Source organism: Mesorhizobium sp. M1163 (assembly GCF_040318415.1).
Lineage (GTDB): Bacteria > Pseudomonadota > Alphaproteobacteria > Rhizobiales > Rhizobiaceae > Mesorhizobium.
In genome coordinates this window covers 35,935-52,905 of record NZ_JAMYMF010000034.1, presented here as the reverse complement: position 1 = coordinate 52,905, position 16,971 = coordinate 35,935, and the positions used below count along the sequence as shown (strand labels likewise).

Annotated in this window: 16 protein-coding genes; 5 read left to right on the top strand and 11 right to left on the bottom strand. The window is 61.2% G+C overall.

The features are described from left to right. Positions 1 to 350: 350 nt before the first annotated feature. From ggt (NKH43_RS27340) to NKH43_RS27305, 8 genes are all read right to left on the bottom strand, one after another. Complete coding sequence (gene ggt, locus NKH43_RS27340; protein WP_352860770.1) at positions 351 to 1,943, bottom strand: gamma-glutamyltransferase; 1,593 nt, start codon at positions 1,941 to 1,943, stop codon at positions 351 to 353. 21 nt (positions 1,944 to 1,964) lie between these two features. Beyond that, entirely contained in the window at positions 1,965 to 2,681 is a 717-nt protein-coding gene (locus NKH43_RS27335; RefSeq protein WP_023719452.1) for an ABC transporter permease, read from the bottom strand. Next, positions 2,678 to 3,391 (bottom strand): ABC transporter permease, encoded by a 714-nt coding sequence (locus NKH43_RS27330; RefSeq protein ID WP_023719453.1) that lies wholly within the window; start codon positions 3,389 to 3,391, stop codon positions 2,678 to 2,680. Before NKH43_RS27330 ends, NKH43_RS27335 begins: the two co-directional genes overlap by 4 nt. A gap of 69 nt (positions 3,392 to 3,460) precedes the next feature. After that, the gene (locus NKH43_RS27325) at positions 3,461 to 4,306 is read right to left on the bottom strand and encodes a transporter substrate-binding domain-containing protein (RefSeq protein WP_352791673.1); all 846 of its coding nucleotides are present in this window, start codon (positions 4,304 to 4,306) and stop codon (positions 3,461 to 3,463) included. Positions 4,307 to 4,392: 86 nt separating this feature from the next. Next, positions 4,393 to 5,064, bottom strand: coding sequence for a GntR family transcriptional regulator (locus NKH43_RS27320; RefSeq protein ID WP_352482437.1), 672 nt, complete (start codon positions 5,062 to 5,064; stop codon positions 4,393 to 4,395). 511 nt (positions 5,065 to 5,575) lie between these two features. Then, positions 5,576 to 5,926 (bottom strand): VanZ family protein, encoded by a 351-nt coding sequence (locus NKH43_RS27315; protein ID WP_031194161.1) that lies wholly within the window; start codon positions 5,924 to 5,926, stop codon positions 5,576 to 5,578. A gap of 797 nt (positions 5,927 to 6,723) precedes the next feature. Next, positions 6,724 to 6,990 carry a DUF6894 family protein gene (locus tag NKH43_RS27310; RefSeq protein WP_352493800.1) on the bottom strand — a complete coding sequence of 89 codons (267 nt, stop codon included), beginning with the start codon at positions 6,988 to 6,990 and terminating at the stop codon, positions 6,724 to 6,726. 104 nt (positions 6,991 to 7,094) lie between these two features. Next, entirely contained in the window at positions 7,095 to 7,286 is a 192-nt protein-coding gene (locus NKH43_RS27305) for a DUF3606 domain-containing protein (RefSeq protein WP_023719459.1), read from the bottom strand. Between the two features lie 424 nt (positions 7,287 to 7,710). Here NKH43_RS27305 and NKH43_RS27300 point away from each other — a divergent pair, with 424 nt between their 5' ends. The 3 genes from NKH43_RS27300 (at position 7,711) to NKH43_RS27290 (ending at position 9,113) form a co-directional block, all read left to right on the top strand. Then, positions 7,711 to 8,010, top strand: a complete 300-nt coding sequence (locus NKH43_RS27300; protein WP_023719460.1) for a DUF1236 domain-containing protein — start codon at positions 7,711 to 7,713, stop codon at positions 8,008 to 8,010. A gap of 133 nt (positions 8,011 to 8,143) precedes the next feature. Further along, on the top strand, positions 8,144 to 8,593 hold the full coding sequence (locus tag NKH43_RS27295) for a hypothetical protein (protein ID WP_352493799.1): 450 nt from the start codon (positions 8,144 to 8,146) through the stop codon (positions 8,591 to 8,593). 175 nt (positions 8,594 to 8,768) lie between these two features. Beyond that, positions 8,769 to 9,113 (top strand): hypothetical protein, encoded by a 345-nt coding sequence (locus NKH43_RS27290; protein WP_198030499.1) that lies wholly within the window; start codon positions 8,769 to 8,771, stop codon positions 9,111 to 9,113. Positions 9,114 to 9,181: 68 nt separating this feature from the next. Here NKH43_RS27290 and ggt (NKH43_RS27285) read toward each other — a convergent pair whose 3' ends face one another. The 3 genes from ggt (NKH43_RS27285) to NKH43_RS27275 form a co-directional block, all read right to left on the bottom strand. Continuing rightward, the gene (gene ggt / locus NKH43_RS27285; RefSeq protein ID WP_352860767.1) at positions 9,182 to 10,918 is read right to left on the bottom strand and encodes a gamma-glutamyltransferase; all 1,737 of its coding nucleotides are present in this window, start codon (positions 10,916 to 10,918) and stop codon (positions 9,182 to 9,184) included. A 433-nt stretch (positions 10,919 to 11,351) separates the two neighbouring features. Further along, complete coding sequence (gene rhaI, locus NKH43_RS27280; protein ID WP_352860765.1) at positions 11,352 to 12,644, bottom strand: L-rhamnose catabolism isomerase; 1,293 nt, start codon at positions 12,642 to 12,644, stop codon at positions 11,352 to 11,354. 121 nt (positions 12,645 to 12,765) lie between these two features. Continuing rightward, positions 12,766 to 14,868 (bottom strand): bifunctional rhamnulose-1-phosphate aldolase/short-chain dehydrogenase, encoded by a 2,103-nt coding sequence (locus tag NKH43_RS27275; RefSeq protein ID WP_352852424.1) that lies wholly within the window; start codon positions 14,866 to 14,868, stop codon positions 12,766 to 12,768. A 188-nt stretch (positions 14,869 to 15,056) separates the two neighbouring features. Between NKH43_RS27275 and NKH43_RS27270 the strand changes: the two genes are divergently transcribed. Continuing rightward, complete coding sequence (locus tag NKH43_RS27270; RefSeq protein ID WP_352493797.1) at positions 15,057 to 15,866, top strand: DeoR/GlpR family DNA-binding transcription regulator; 810 nt, start codon at positions 15,057 to 15,059, stop codon at positions 15,864 to 15,866. A 54-nt stretch (positions 15,867 to 15,920) separates the two neighbouring features. Next, a complete protein-coding gene (rhaS, locus tag NKH43_RS27265; protein ID WP_023719466.1) occupies positions 15,921 to 16,916 on the top strand; it encodes a rhamnose ABC transporter substrate-binding protein in 996 nt (331 codons plus the stop codon). The last annotated feature ends 55 nt before the right edge of the window (positions 16,917 to 16,971 follow it).

The window sequence follows — 16,971 nt, the reverse complement described above, 5'->3', positions numbered from 1 at the left end:
TTTGGGCGCTGAACAGGGCAACGAGTTCAGGCCGAGCGGGCGGTTTTGGCTTGACGCGACACAAACGCGACATTCGGCCTAAAATCTGAACAATATCAATCACCGACAGCGGACTGAAATCCGCGTGTCGGTGGTTCGAATCCGCCTCTGGGCACCATTTTTTCCCGGTCCATTCTGGACACATAGGTTACGGTTTATACCTAAGACATGGGTGACAATCTCGCGCCGAGCGGATTGTCGATGGCGTGCAAGAATTATCTGGACCATGGCGCCAGAGGCTCCTGCTCGCCGGCCAAATGGCGATGAAGAACGCCTTCAGCATCTTGGATTCCGCTCTGGCCACAACCGCCCTACAGACCGAGGGCGCAGCCGTCCTTGCGCGGTTCAGAACCGCCCAGCAGGGTCCCGTTTGCCCAATCGATGCGAATAGCCTGCGCACCGCCGATCGGGTCCGTGGCAGGAATGATTTCGAAACCGCGCCGGCTAAGTTCAGCTACGGTTTCGCGAGCGAGCCCGTGTTCGGCCTGGACCTTCATCGTGCCGCTGACGGGGGCGACCCGCGGCAGATCGATCGCCTCCTGCAGGTCCATCCCGAAGTCGAGCACCTTCGTCAGCAGGTGCGCGTGGCCCATTGCCTGGTAGTAGCCACCCATAACGCCGAAAGGCATCTCTGCCCGGTCGCCTCTCGCAAGCATCCCGGGTATGATGGTATGCAGAGGCCGCTTGTTCGGCGCCACTGCATTGGGGTGCCTGGGGTCAAGGGAAAAGCTTTGCCCGCGATTGTGCAAGACGACACCGGAGCGTGGCGAGACCAGGCCCGAGCCAAAGCTGTCGAAGACCGAGTTGATGAAACTGACCGCATTGCGATCCTTGTCGACAACGGAAATATAGACCGTGTCGCTGTGCAGCGGCATATCGAACGCCGGCAGGTCCGCGCGGGCGCGCTTTAGGTCAATCATGCCGGCCAGACGATCGGCCCAAGCATTCGACAACATGTCGGCCACCGGGACCTCGGACGCATCAGGATCGGCGACGAGCAGGTCACGCGCGGCGTAAGCGAGGCGTGTCGCTTCGATTTCCAGGTGAAGCCGGTCCGCGGATTGCGGGTCGCCGTTGGCTTCGAAGCGCGAGAGGATGTTTAGAATCAGCAACGCGATCACACCCTGGCCATTCGGCGGACATTCGAACACATCGCAGCCTCGAAACGCCGTGCTGATCGGGGTCACGTACTCGCCTGTTGCCGAGGCGAAATCTTCGAGTGTGTGCAATCCGCCGAGCCCACGAAGATAGGCGACCATGTCTTCGGCCACAGGGCCAGCGTAGAAAGCCTCTCGTCCTTTTCTTGCGATCAGCCGCAGCGTTGCAGCCAACTCAGGCTGGCGATGCACTTGGCCAACGCTTGGCGCGCGACCGTTTGGCAGGAAAATCCGTTTCGCAGTAACATCGGAGGCCAGAAGTTCTTCCTCCAACGCCCAGTCACGATGGACCCGCGGTGAAATGGCGTAGCCTTCCTCGGCGAAGCGTATAGCAGGGGCCAGAATTTGATCGAAGGGCATGTGCCCGTGATCAGCGTGCAATCTGGTCCAGGCATCGATCGCTCCCGGGATGGTGACGGAGCCAGGAGAATTGCGAGCTACCTCCGCCATGCCACGTTCGAGGAACCAGTCAATTGTGAAGGCGGCGGGTGTCCTGCCCGATCCGTTGTAGGCGATGACCTCGCCGGATCCGTTTCGCGACAGAAGAGCGAAGCAATCGCCTCCAATGCCTGTCGAGGCTGGTTCGACGACACATTGCACCGCGCAGGCTGCGATGGCGGCATCCATGGCGTTGCCGCCGGTCGCCATGATCTCCACCGCCGTCAGGGTCGCCGACGGATGAGAGGTGGCGGCCATGGCCTCGCGTGAAACGACGACCGAGCGCGTTGGTTTCTCAAAATTTCGCATGCTATGCCCTTCTGATCGTGCTCAAGAGGCGGCGTCCCTCGTCGAGGGGCGGTGCCGCAGATGCCGCGACATCCAGTATTCGAGTGCCGCCAAGGCACGGATGATCGCGAAATTCAAAGTGAGATAAATGGCGCCCGCGCAGATGAAGACTTCAAAGGCGCGGTAAGTCTGGGAGATCAATCCCTGGGCAATTCCAGTCACCTCCATCAAGGTCACGATGGAGGCCAGAGACGTGCCCTTGATCATCAGGATGATTTCGTTGCCGTAACTCGGCAGAGCCTGGCGAAAGGCCAGCGGCAGGATAACATGCCGATAGGTCAGACAGGTGGACAGGCCGACAGACCGGGCCGCCTCGACAAGGCCGCGCGGCACCGATTGAATCGCGCCGCGGAGGATTTCACTGCCATAGGCGGTGGTGTTGAGTGTCAGCGCGATGATTGCGCACCAGTAGGGTTCGCGGAAAACGGCCCATAATCCAATTGCCGACAGTTGGTGCCGGAACTGACCAAGGCCATAATATGTCAGAAAAATCTGCACCAGCAGGGGCGTGCCCCTGAACACGGCAACGAAGCCACGGATCGGCAAAACGACGAAGGGCGATTCCGATTGCTGGGCAAGCGCCAATGTGACGGCAAGGACGAAGCCGGCAACAATGGAAGTCAGGGCCAATTCTATCGTAAGCGGCAGGCCGGCGAGGAGCTTCGGCAGGATTTCGAGGAAAAAACTGAAATCTATCATGCCGACCGGACGCGCCACGGCGCCTTTCGTTCCAGACGGTAAAAGGCATGGCCCGTGACGGAAGCGATAGCCAGATAGAGCAAGGCTGCAGCAATGTAGAAGATGAATGGTTCACGGGTCGAACCTGCAGCGATCTGTGCCTGGCGCATCAGTTCAACGAGGCCGATTACCGATATCAGCGACGAGTCCTTCAGAACCAACTGCCACACGTTGCCGAGACCTGGCAGCGCGTAGCTCAGGAGCTGGGGAAAAATAACCTGTCGCAGCCGCTGCAGCCGGTTGAGACCAAGCGCGCAAGCGGCATCGTGCTGTCCTTGGTCGATGGCGAGGTAAGCCCCTCGATAGACCTCGGCTTGATAGGCGCCCGAGATGATTGCGATGGCCAAGGTTCCAGTGGCAAAGGCCGGAACGCCGACGAATCCGGACCCGCCCAGGCTATGACCAAGCGAGGTCAGGGCGACACTTCCTCCATAGTAAAGCAGATAAATGGTCAGAAGGTCGGGCACGCCTCGGAAAACCGTGCAATAGCCAAGGGCCAAGAACCTCAATACCTTGGAGTTGCGGAGACGGCCGGCCGCTGCCAGCCCACCGAATACAGCGCCAAGCGCAAAGCCCAGCACAGACAGAAGCACTGTAACCGAGGCCGCCATGAGAAGAGCAGCCCCCCAACCTCCGTGCTGGAAACCAAGTAGCCGGAATGCGTCAACCATCGATACCCCCGGCAGGGCGAACGGCTCAGCTCCGGAACGGGTCAGGAATGGCCGTTCGCCGACAAGCGCCTACTTGACTGGAGTGACGTCGCTCTTGAGCCATTTAAGCGACAGGGTTTTGATCGTGCCATCGGCGATCGCGGCGTCGATGGCCCCGTTGAGCATATCTTTCAGCTTGATGTCCTCTTTGCGGATACCGGCACCGGAGCCAAGACCGAAGAGCCCCCCGACAAATCCCGGCCCGGCAAGCGTATAGTCGCTGAACTCCGGTTTGCCCAGCGTGGCGGCCAGCGCTGTCTGCTGTGCGAAGAGCGCGTCGATGCGACCCGCGGCAAGATCGAGATCGTGTTGCTCGGTGGTCTTGTATTCGCGAATCTCAGCGACGTCCGAGAAGTATTTTTTCACAAATTCCAGGTTCGCCGTTGCGGCCTGAACTCCAATGATCTTTCCCTTCAGCAATGGCTTGAGCTTGTCGATTGCCGCCTGCGCAGAGGCTTCATTCTCCAGCTTGAACCGCTCGTTGGAAATGCCGACCTTGCCCAGTTCGCTATCCTTTGCGACCGCGAAACCTGAGGGATCCACCGCATATGGCTGGGTAAAGTCAATGATCTTCAGACGTTTTTCAGTGATGAACATGCTCGCCATGATCACGTCGAACTTGCCAACGGTCAGCGCGGGGATCATGCCGTCCCAGTCCTGTGCGACGATCTTGCACTCGATCTTCATTCGCCCGCACAGATCATTGGCGAGATCGACTTCGAAGCCGTCCAATTTGCCGTCGGCTGTTGTGAAATTCCAGGGCGCGTAGGCTCCTTCGGTGGCAATGGTAATTGCCTTTGGTGTTTCTTGTGCGGCGGCGGCCTGGACCAGGCCGAACAAGACCGACGCAATGGCTGCGATGCGGCTAATTTTCATGTCATTCTCCTCTTTTTTGCCGGTATGGCAGTTCCCTTTCGTCGTGCCGGATTATCTTCCGGCTTCAACGAGTTAGATGGCGTTTTCTAGCGGCGGCCGGGACTTGCGAAGTTGGCCAGAAGGGGCGCTGTCTCGACGATATGATCCCGCATGACGATCTCTGCCTTGCCGGCATCACCTGACCGCAACACCTCAATCAGGATCTCGTGCTCGGCGCGCGCGCTGGCGGGCTTGTCGACATAGTCGAACCAGATGCGCAGGTAGGGTTCGATCACGACGTGCAGGCTGGCAATCTGCCGGACCAGCTTGGGTCGGTTGCTCAATTGGCAAATCTGCAAATGGAAGGCCTGATGGCGCACGACCCAGTCGCTGCTGCCGGTCTGGCTGGCGCGCTCCATGCGGTCGAGCTGGCGTTCCAGTTCTTCAAGCACTTCGATATCGATGTGCGGCATGGCAAGCCTCACCGCCAGCCCTTCGAGCACCGAGCGCATTTCAAACGTTTCGTATATCTCATCGAGGGTAAGGCCGGCGACGATGCAGCCACGGTTCGGGCGAATGACCACAAGACCTTCCGCGGCCAGCTGGCGGAATGCTTCGCGAACCGGCATGCGGCTCATGCCGATTTCCGTCGCGATCTCTTCCGGGATAAGCCGGTCCCCGGCGCGGTAGCGCCCCATCCTCAAGGCACGCTGAATGTGGCGATAAGCCTCCTCCTCGGCGGTCGTGATGCCCAGCGGCTCGATTGCGTCTGCTGCCATGTCCTTGGTCCAATCAGAGCGTATCTGTGTATCCACTTATCCAGTTGTCGCGACCTGTGTCAAGCACAGAAGCTTGTGCGCGTTAGAATTTCTCTTGTGAGAATAACCACTTGGACGGGAAAATGGGCAAGCACACCGTGATCAGCTAAGCCGCTGATCGGCCGCTTTCAACGTCCGGCAAAAAGGCCCGCCGCTCCATTTGCGAAGCGGCGAGGCCCCATATTCGGGGACGATCGCCGGAGTGTTCCCCGGCATTGCTTACAGCGCAATTCAGGTGCCAGAATTATTGACCCAAAACGGGTCACCGCATCGGAGGCGAGAAGGCGGACCTTCCGCGATCACGCTACTGCCGCGCTTTGCCATTGCTGCTACATTACTTTGCGGCGGACCTGATTTTTCCGCCTGGCCGGCGTCCGTCAGGCAACTTACCCCAACGCGCCCCCCCAAGTGACGCCGGCCATTTTCCCCATATTGCAGCACGGGCGCGCCGATTCCGTTATGCGCTTTCGAGCTATGGCAATCCGCCGGCGAGCCGCTTTGTCCAGCCTGCAATTGTCAGCCCGAAGGCCATTCCGGCGCAGTCGGCCACCCAGTCGAATAGATCCGGGTGGCGCCCTATCAGCTGCACGGCCTGAAGGCCCTCGATCGCCGCGCCCGTGAGCACGAGGAGGACGATCAGCTTCGCCTTGTGTTCCGGCCAGCCGAGACTTCCGAGAGCCGCCAGCACGACGAAGGCGGCGGCGTGATTGAGCTTGTCGTGACCAAACGTGAAAGCCAGGCCAAGACCCTGCAGGAGCTGCTCCGGCAAAAGGGCAAACAGCAGAACGCCGGCAAACGCGGCGGGAAAAGCAATCCTTGCCACGATCTGATAAGAATCCAGGCGCAACAAGGGTGAAATGGCCTTTCGTCCGAAATCTGCAGGGAACACCGCTGGCCGCTGAATCGAGAGCGAACGCGGCGTCCAATTTCCGCCGTCCGGGCGTCCGGTGCATCGTCAGAATGAATGAATGCTTCGGGTCAGCCGCTGCACAGGCCGGGCTCGTGGCAAGTGGCCTGCAATGGTGTGGCTTCCGCGATCACGCAATTACCCGCCGCGCCAACGCAGCTACTATCTGGCTGCGGCGGACCTGATTTCCGCTTGGCCGGCGCTGCATCAGGCACCTTACCCCACGCCTCACGAAGCAGCGCCGGCCATCTCTCCCAGCTAAAGCGCGTCGCGTTCGACCGGCCTCATGCGACGCGCTTAAGGTTCTTGTCTTGATGCATGTCGTTATCGCAAAACCGCTTCACACTTTTGCGCGACATGCATTGGATTTCCACCGGTTGCGCGATAACCCGGCCCGTATCAAAAAGCCCGCCGCCCTGTCGGACGACGGGCTCCGTTGCCTGGGCGCCAGGGCGCCGCGGTAGCGACTTCTGCTACTTATGCTCCCGCAGGTTTCCAATATGCTGCCACCGCATGGCGTTGCGCATCGGCTAAACAAACGAAGCCCGCGCCTCTGGCGGAGGGCGCGGGCCGACCGGGTTGCACCCCGATCTGCAGCAGAAACCCGGGAGGTTCCCGCTGCTTAAGATAACAATTAGAGACTTCTAATGTTCCCTTGGGGAAGATGCCGGCTGCTCCAGAATCTCATGGTCGGCACGACAACGATCGGGCCGTCAACTCATGCGCATGTTGATCTGGAAAATCCGTTCGTCGAAATGCCGCGTTTCGACGGCAAAGGTCAAAGCCACTTCAAGCACCAGACCGTCATGGTCGTTCCGGACCTTGACTGTGATCCTACGGTGAGGAAGGCCATCCCTGGCCATCTCGCCCAATGTGCGAAGGGCTTCTTTCCTGACCAGCGGGAAATCGTCACATGACGTTCCCTGATCGTCGGAATAGACGATTCCGTCTTCATCGGAATCGAAGAAATAAAGGGGCATTGGCTTGGCCGAAGCAGCGGCATCCGGGCACGTTGTCGATAGCTGACCGGAATTCTCGGCAGATCGTGATCAGTGCCTTTCCAACCGCCGGCTCCGCCGCCGTCTCACTTGCGCTCGCGCAATGCTTTCACCGCTTGCGAGAGGATCATCCGGTCGCCACCGGTCCTTTTGATCAGCTTGCTCACCTGGCTGGGCGAGACACCATTTTCCCGCGCGAAATATTCGACTTCATAATACTCATCCGCCGACACGCGGTTGCGGTCGCTGAAGTCTCGCTTGCTCTTGTCATCGGCCATTTCTCTTCTCCTCGTCTCTTCTCCTCGCCTCAGGGTCAACTTTGGTCAGAAGCACGCTGCAATTGAGGGTTCGCCCGCCACAAAAGTGACGCGCGAACCCTATCGGCGCAGGAAGGGACAGGGCTGCGCAGATGCCAGGTTCGATCGGAATGGAAACAGCCAAGATCGGTGCGAGCAACCGTCGACATTTTCCAAAGAATCCTCCCGGAACGTGCAGCCAGCAACGAGTTTGAGCGGCGGCGGTTCCGGGCTTCGCGACAAACCTACCCTTTGCCCGCGAGGATCAGACTTAGGTCCTGCGGCAACACGTCGATTGGTCCCCGCCGGGTGGGACCGAAGCCCCGTCGACGGAACGTTTTCAGCTGGCTTCCGTTCGAATGAGCCTTGGCGCGAAGAGCGGACCGAGTTCGCAAAGGAGACGACCATGAGAATGCATCTTTCCACCGCGGCGGCGGGACTTTTGCTGCTGGCAGGCGTCGGCGCCGCTGCGGCGCAAGACGTTGTCATCGAACCGCAGCAGGAAACCGTCATCAGGGAGTATGTGAAAAAGCAGCCGCTGGCCTCGGTGAAAATCCCTGGGGTGGAGCTCAACATCGGCTCGACGCTCCCCGACACCGTCGAGCTTCATGAGGTCCCGAACGTCAAATATCGTTATGTCGTCATTGACAACCGCACCGTTGTCGTCGACCCAGGCACGCGCAAGGTCATCAAGGTCATCGAGTGACGTGAAAACTCGGGCAGCCGTCGCCCGTCGCTCGGAAATGAGCGGCGGGTGACGTTTGCGTCAGGCGGTTCCTCGGCGCTCAGCTGGGACCCGCCTTACCGTCGAGGGCCGGGGGGCCTCACAGGCAGTTTCAATGCGAACAATCAGCAGACTTTTCGATTCCCATGACCAGGCGGCGCGTGCCGTCGAAACGCTTCAGGCAGCAGGAATTGCTCGCCAGGAGATCAGCGTCATCGGACCCTACGATGATGAAATCGGCGCCGTCTTGCGCGATCCAGGTACGGGTACCGTCCTTGGTGCGGCAGCCGGTTTGTTGGCCGGCCTCGGCGCCTTTGATATGCCCGGCATCGATCCCCTCGGCGCGGGATGGCTGGCATCGGCCCTCGTCGGTGCAGTCTTGGGCGGCGTTGCCGGCAGACTTTTCGCGACATTGTCCCGTATCGGCAAGCAGCCGGGCCAGCCGGATGCCGCACAAGGTGTGATCCTGGTGCTGGCGCATGTCGATGAAAGACAGGCCGACACCGCACAGGCGGTGCTTGGAGCTTCCGTTCAGGCGACGCAGTCTTTGGCCAGGGCGGCTTGAAGATTAAGCTCGGGCAAAACACTTGACCCGACCGAGCAGCGGGGCGATCAAAGCACGAACCCAAAAATCTCTGGCAAGCCGCCGCCAGAAAGTGTTGAACACCGTGCCGATCACATTCGGCGAGCGGTTGCGCTCGGCGAGGCTTGATGATTTGCTGTCGGTTTGCGGAGAACGAATGATGCATGAGCCTGTCGGTCAAGACGAATATGGGTCGACCAGCCCGTTCGATCCGGACGATCTGTCGAGGTTGAACGCGATCGGCCCGAGCGCCGGCAGCAACGATTTCGAAAAATACGCGGTAGCCGTGATCATCGTATTCGGCGCCCTGATCATCGGCGGCCTGATGGCCGCCGGCTTGAGCTTCGGGCGCCGCAGCACCTTCTTTTTCGCGCTTGGCGGCGCCACCGCGGCATGGATATCCGGCAACGCGCTCCTGCTCGATCGGCCGCGCATCTACGCCCTGTTCGTCGGCGTCGCGGCGTTGATGCTGATTGCGTCGACCATCGCGCTGGTCACCTGAAGCAAGGCGAATCTTCCTATTGACCGTGACCTTATCCGAAAACCGGTTCCGCCTTTTGAGACCATGGTCTAATACCCGATAGCCTCACCGGATGCGGCGCGGCTGTCGATGGCGCCGTTGTAGCGGGCGCCGCCGCCCTTCTCGATTTCCGCCAGGCTCTTGCCGCCGACCAGGATGCCGGCCGCCTGGCCCCAATTCGCCTCGGCGAGATCGAGATGGTAGCCCATGCCGGTAAGCAGCTTTTCGGTATCCGGCGACAGGCCGAAGGGTTCGATATAGACCGTGTCGGGTAACCATTGGTGGTGGGTGCGCGGCGCGTCGATCGCTTCCTGGATGTTCATGCCGTGATCGATGACGTTGACGATCGCCTCCAGCGTGATGGTGATGATGCGTGAACCGCCAGGGCTGCCGATGACCATGAACGGCTTGCCGTCTTTGGCGAGGATGGTCGGGCTCATCGACGACAGCGGCGTCTTTTTCGGCGCGATCGCATTCGCCTCGCCCTGGACGAGGCCGTAGAGATTGGGCACGCCGGGTTTCTGGGTGAAGTCGTCCATCTCGTTGTTGAGCAGGATGCCCGTGCCGTCGGCGACGACGCCGGCGCCGAAAGAGCCGTTCAGCGTGTAGGTTACCGCGACGGCGTTGCCGTCATTGTCGATGATCGAATAATGCGTCGTCTCGCTGCTTTCGCCAAAGCCCTTCGGCATCAGTTCCTGCGAGACGCCGGCCCGGAACGGATCGATCTTTTCACGGATTTCCCTGGCGTAATTCTTGTGGAGCAGTTTTGCGACCGGATTGTCGACGAAGCCGGGATCGCCGAGCGCCGAATTCCGGTCGACATAGGCGTGGCGCATCGCCTCGACCATGACGTGAACCGTCTCGGCCGAACCGGCGCCGAGATAGGACAACGGATAGAACTCAAGCACGTTGAGGATCTCGCAGATGATGACGCCGCCGGAGCTCGGCGGCGGCGAGGAAATGATCTCGTAGCCGCGATAATTGCAGGTCGCCGGCTTCAGCTCGCGCACCGCGTAGTTTTCGAAATCAGCCCTGGCCAGAATGCCGCCCTTCTCGCCGCTTGCCCTGACGATAGCGTCGGCGATCGCGCCTTTGTAGAAGGCATCCGCCCCGCGTTCGGAAACGGCGGCAAGCGAAGCCGCGAGATCGGGCTGAACGAGGCGCTCGCCGACAGCATAAGGCTTGCCGTCCGGCTTGAGGAAAATGGCCGCCGCCGCTGGGTCCCTCGCCAACCGCTCCGCGCCGCCCCGGAGCGAGGCCGCATCGCCCTGCTCCAGCACGAAGCCCTCCTTGGCAAAGCGGATGGCCGGCGCCAGCAAGTCCTGCCGCGACAGCGTGCCGTATTTCTCCCGCGCCGTCTCGAAACCGGCAACCGAGCCCGGCACGCCGACCGCCAGATAGCCGTCGAGGCTGGCGCCCTTCACCGGCTTGCCGTCCTTGTCGAGATACATGGTTTTGGTCGCGGCCAGCGGCGCGCGCTCGCGGAAATCGAGGAAGGTCGAGCGGCCGTCCTTGAAGCGGATGGTCATGAAGCCGCCACCGCCGATATTGCCGGCGGTCGGATAGACCACGGCCAGCGCATAGCCGACGGCGACCGCGGCATCGACGGCATTGCCCCCCTTCTTCAGCACCTCGACGCCGACTTCCGAGGCCAGATGCTGGGCGCTCACCACCATGCCGTGCTCGCCCTTCGCCGGCTGCGGCGAGGCGGCAAAGGCGAGGAAGGGTACGAAGGTCAGGGTGAGGGAAAGGCTGACGGCGATTAGGGTTCGGCGGGTGTTGTGCATGGCCGTTCTCCGAGGCGTGGGGTAGGCCTAGGAAACGCGCTTGGCGAGGTCGAGTCTACTGACATTAATGGGATTGGCGAGGGTTCAGGCCGGCGGAACTGCCGATCTCCCCCCTTGCGGGGGAGATGGCCGGCAGGCCAGAGGGGGGTGCTGTCCCTCCGACCTCTCCAGCAATGCGCGGGCACATCCTCTGGCTATTTTGCAGGTTGCACGGTTCGACGTTGGAGATCCGTCCCACCCCCCTCTGTCCTGCCGGACATCTCCCCCGCAAGGGGGGAGATCGGATTTCGCCTTTGGTTTTCGCCAACATTCAACGCTGACAGGCAATTTTGTTCTTGCTTTGTGCCGGCAGCTATGCTATTAATTTGGGTAAGGTGCCAATTGGCTCCAACGACCCGCCCTTCGTGGCGGGTTTTTCATTTTCACCCCAACATCAAACAATCCCGCCGCCGACGCTCGCCACCGCCGGCCGTTCCGCTGCGACCTTCGCCCGGTAGCCGGAGGCGCGGTAGGCGGCGACCGGATCGATGGCGCCACCGGTCTTCAGCCGCGCCATGGCAAGGATCGGCTCGACGTCGGTACGATAGGCTGTCTTCAGCGTCTGCGTCGCCATCAGCGCGTCATTGGCGTCCTGAAAACCTTCGAGCGCCTTGCGGTCGACCAGCAGTGCCTGGGCATAGGCGCGCTGCACCTCGACTGCCGACAGCATCAGGCTTTCGATCGGATCGGTAACGTTATGGCTCTGGTCGAGCATGTGGGCGGGATCGAAACCTTCGGCACCGGCAAGCTCGGCATCGACCAGCTCGTTGAAGACGAGGAACAGGCGGTAGGGATCGATCGAGCCGGCGTCGAGGTCGTCGTCGCCGTATTTCGAATCGTTGAAATGGAAGCCGCCGAGTTTCTTGAACTGGATCAGCCGCGACACGATCATCTCGATGTTGACGTTGGGGGCGTGATGGCCGAGGTCGACAAGGCAGAACGCCTTGTCGCCAAGCTCTTTGGCGATGATGTAGTTGGTGCCCCAATCCTGCACGACCGTCGAATAGAAGGCCGGCTCGTACATCTTGTGCTCGGTGAACAGCTTCCAGTCGCCCGGCAGCGCGGCATAGATCTCCTTCATCGCGTCGAGATAGCGCTCGAACGCCTTGGCGAAATTGACCTGGCCGGGAAAGTTCGAGCCGTCGCCGATCCACACCGTCAGCGCTTTCGAGCCCAGCGTCCTGCCGATCTCGATGCATTCGAGATTGTGCTCGACCGCCTGCCGGCGCGTCGCCGCGTCGGCGTGCGACAGCGAGCCGAACTTATAGGAAAGCTTCTGGTCTCTGGCGTCGGAGAAGGTGTTGGAGTTGATCGCGTCGAAGCCGATGCCGAAGCGGGATGCCGCCTGCTTCAGCCGGTTTGGATCGGCCTTGTCCCAGGGAATGTGCAGCGAGACGGTCGGCGTCGCCTGCGTCAATTGCCGGATGACGGCGCAGTCCTCGATCTTGTCGAAAATGTCGCGCGGCTCGCCGGCGCCGGGAAAGCGGGCAAAGCGGGTGCCGCCGGTGCCGACGCCCCAGGACGGGATGGCGACGGCGAATTTCTCGACCTTGTCGCGGATGGCGTCGATGGTGATGCCCCGGCGGTCGAGGCGCTCGCCGAGGGACTCGTAGTCGCGCTTGAGGTCGGCATTGCGCGCGGCATTGTGCCTGTCGACGAGGTCGGCGGAGATGATGGTTTCGGACATGGTTCCTCCCAAATGCGTTCGGTTGGCGCTGCCCCTCATCCGCCTGCCGGCACCTTCTCCCCGTATAGTGACGGGGAGAAGGGTAAAGCTCCGACGTCGGCGCCAACCCTCAAACGACTGCTTATCGCGTAAAACTCTGCGCGTTGCCGGCGTCGACATTGATGATGTTGCCGGTCGATTTTGCCGACATGTCGGAGGCGAAAAAATAGATCGCTTCGGCGATGTCCTCGGGGAACACCGACCGCTTCAGCATCGAGCGCGAGCGGTAGTGCTCTTCGAGATCGTCGGTCGACATCTTGTAAGCGGCGGCGCGCTGTTCCTTCCATTCGCCGGTCCAGATCTTCGAGCCGCGCAGCACGGCGTCGGGATTGACGACATTGACCCGGATCTGCGCTTCCGCGCCCTCCAGTGCCAGGCAGCGCGCCAGATGGATCTCGGCGGCCTTGGCCGTGCAATAGGCGGCGGCATTGGGCGATGCGGCAAGGCCGTTCTTGGAGGCGACGAAGACGACGTTGCCGCCGATCTTTTGCGTCCGAAACAGCCGGAACGCCTCCCGCGAAACCAGGAAATATCCCGTCGACAGGATGTCCATGTTCTTGTTCCACAGCGCCAGCGTGGTGTCCTCGATCGGCGCCGAGGAGGCCAGGCCAGCGTTGGACACCAGGATGTCGATGCCGCCGAACTCGACCGCTGTCTCGGCAAAGCCGGAGATCACCTGATCCTCGGACGTGACGTTGATGACGACGGGCCGCACGAAATCCTTGCCGTAGGCCTTGGCAAGCTCGTCATTGGCGCTGGCAAGGGCTGCCTCGTCGATATCGGCCAGCACGACGCAGGCGCCTTCGCGCAGCAGCCGGTTGGCGGTGGCGCGGCCAATGCCGCCGGCGCCGCCGGTGACCAGCGCGATTTGGCCGGCAAGAGCTTTCGGTTTCGGCAGGCGCTGCAGCTTTGCCTCTTCGAGCAGCCAGTATTCGATATCGAAGGCTTCCTGGTCGGGCAGCCCGATATAGGTCGACACCGTCGAGGCGCCGCGCATGACGTTGATGGCGTTGACGTAGAATTCGCCCGATATACGCGCCGTCGCCTTGTCGCCGGCGAAGGTCAACATGCCGACACCGGGCATCAGATAGACCACGGCGTTCGGATCGCGCACCGGTGGCGAATCCGCGTGCTTGCAGCGGTCATAATAGGCCTGATAGCCGACGCGATACTCCGCCACATCGTCGACAAGACGGGCAATGACGGCATCGACATCGGGATTCCTGGGATCGAACTCGATGACCAGCGGCCGGATCTTGGTGCGCAGGAAGTGGTCCGGGCAGGATGTGCCGAGTGCCGCCAACGGCCGCAAATCCCTGGAATTGACGAATTCGAGCACCGCAGGAGAATCGTCGAAATGGCCGAGCTTGTGGCTTTTCTCCGAGATCAGGCCGCGGATCCTCGGCATCAGTTTTGCAGCCACAGCGCGACGCGCCGGTGCATCGAGCGATTTGACGATTTCGCCGCCGAAGATCGGCTTGCCCTGGCTCTTGTGCTCGAACCAGTCGATCGCCTGGTTGATCACCGAAATCGTCGTCTCGTAGCATTCCTTCGGCGTGTCGCCCCAGCTGAACAGGCCATGGCTTGCCAGCACGACACCCTTGGCCTCGGGGTTCTCGAGGCAGAATTTCTCCAGCCACAGGCCGAGTTCGAAGCCCGGGCGCTTCCATGGCAGCCAGCCGATCGTGTCGCCGAATATCTCCTTGGTCAGCGCCTGCGAATCCTTGGCGGCGGCAATAGCGATGATGGCGTCGGGGTGCATGTGGTCGACATAAGGCTTCGGCACGAAGGCATGCAGCGGTGTGTCGATCGAGGCCGCGCGCGGGTTGAGGTTGAAAGTGCAGTGGGGCAAATAGCCGACCATCTCGTCTTCATGTTCGAGGCCACGATAGAGACCTTTCAGCGCGCGCAATTTGTCCATGTAGAGCGTGGCGAAGCCGTCGAGTTTGATCGAGGCGCTGTCGCCGCCCGAGCCCTTGACCCACAGCACTTCCACGCTCTGCCCAGTGAGCGGATCGTTTTGCCAGATCTTGGAGGAGGTGTTGCCGCCGCCATAATTGGTGACGCGCTTGTCGGAGCCAAGAACATTCGAGCGATAGACCAGACGTTCGGGCTCGCTCATCGCTTGCGCTTTTGCGTCATCCCAAAGATTGGCGAGGCGCGTGCCGGAGCGCTTGTCGAGCATAGGTAATCCTCCCTTTGGGACACGCAAACGGCGCGGGTCCCTTTTGTGCGAATTTCTACGCAAGCGGCTGTCTTGTCAATCACAAACGATCAATATCAATCATATTGCACTGCACAATGAAATTATCTGATCGGAAATGATTGACACTGCGCGCTTTGGGTGCCTAGATGCTCAAGCAGGGAGGAACCATGCACGAGAAAGAGCGCCACAGGATCATTCTGTCCGCCGTCCAGGAAAAGCCTGTGGTGACGGTGCAGGAGATGGTCGACCTGACGGAGTCGTCGGAGGCGACGATCCGGCGCGACATCGCGGCATTGCATGTGCAAAAGCGGCTGCGCCGAGTGCGCGGCGGCGCCGAGGCGCTCTCGCCGCCGCAGTTCATCGGCCTTGCCGGCCGGCCGTTTTCCGTCAACGAGACGATCAACGCTTCGCAGAAGCGGGCGATCGCACGAGAGGCCGTGGAACTCTGCAAGGACGGCGAGCCGATCATCATCAATGGCGGCACCACCACGTTCCAGATGGTGCATTTCCTGAGCGGCCGCCGCATGCCGATCTTCACCAATTCCTTTCCGATCGCCGAGCACCTGCTCAGGCATTCCAAGAACACGGTGATGCTGTCGGGCGGCACCATCTACCGCGAGCAGAACATCATCCTGTCGCCCTTCGACAATGACGTGACGCGCAATTTCTACGCGCGCCGCATGTTCATGGGCGCGCAGGGACTGGGGCCGCTGGGTCTTATGGAAGGCGACCCGCTGCTGATCCAGGCCGAGCAGAAGCTTATCGACCAGGCGGACGAATTGGTGGTGCTGGTCGACTCCTCGAAATTCCGCAAGCGCTCGAGCCTGATCCTGTGCGGCCTGTCGCGCATCGCCACGGTGATCACCGACGACGGCATCGAGGATCGCGAAGCCAAGATGCTGGAGACCGCCGGCGTGACGCTGATCGTCGCCCGCACAACGGCAAGCAACAAGGAAGAATCTTCGCTGCAGGCCTGAGAAAACTCACGCCCGCAGCGGCGATGGAATGCAACGCTCAAGGGAGGATATTCGATGAGCTTTCTGAAGAAACTGATGGTTACGGCGGCGTTTTCCGCCGCCATGTTCGTGAATGCCGCCTATGCCGAAAACGTCAAGATCGCGCTGGTGGTGAAGTCGCTCGGCAACGGCTTCTTCGACGCCGCCAACAAGGGCGCCGAAGAGGCGGCCAAGGAACTCGGCGACGTCGAGATCATCTACACCGGCCCGACCAAGGCGACCGCCGAAGCGCAGATCGAAGTGGTCAATTCGCTGATCGCCCAGAAGGTCAACGCCATCGCCATTTCGGCCAATGACGCCGACGCGCTGGTTCCGGCGCTGAAGAAGGCGATGGAACGCGGCATCACCGTCATCTCGTGGGATTCAGGCGTCGCGCCGGAAGGCCGCCAGCTTCACCTCAACCCTTCCGACACCAACCTGATCGGCGAGACCATCATCAAGCTTGCCGCCGACTACCTGCCGGAAGGCGGCGATGTCGCCATCCTGTCGGCTTCGTCCACCGCGACCAACCAGAACGCCTGGATCGACGCGGCCAAGAAGGTGCTGCCGGAGAAGTTCCCCAAGATCAAGCTCGTCGCCACCGTCTATGGCGACGACGACTCGGCCAAGAGCACGGACGAGGCCAAGGGCTTGCTGAAGTCCTACCCGAACCTCAAGGCGATCATCGCACCGACCACGGTCGGCGTCGTTGCCGCCGCGCAGGTGGTGACCGATGAAGGCCTGATCGGCAAGGTCAACGTCACCGGCCTGGCGCTGCCGTCGGAGTTCAAGAAGTTCATCGACAACGGCGCCAGCCAAGCGGTTGCGCTGTGGAACCCGATCGACCTCGGCTATTCGGCCGTCTACCTCGCCCACGACCTGGCGGTGAAGAAGGAAGAGGCGAAGCCCGGTGCTACGCTGTCGATCGGCCGCGTCGGCAAGGTCACGCTCGACGACACCAACTCGGCTGCGATGGCTCCGCCCTTCCAGTTCGACAAGTCGAACATCGAAAAGTTCTCCAAGATCTATTGATCCTGGAGCCTTCGAACTGGTGCGGCGGGACCTTGGCCCCGCCGCGGCCTCAACC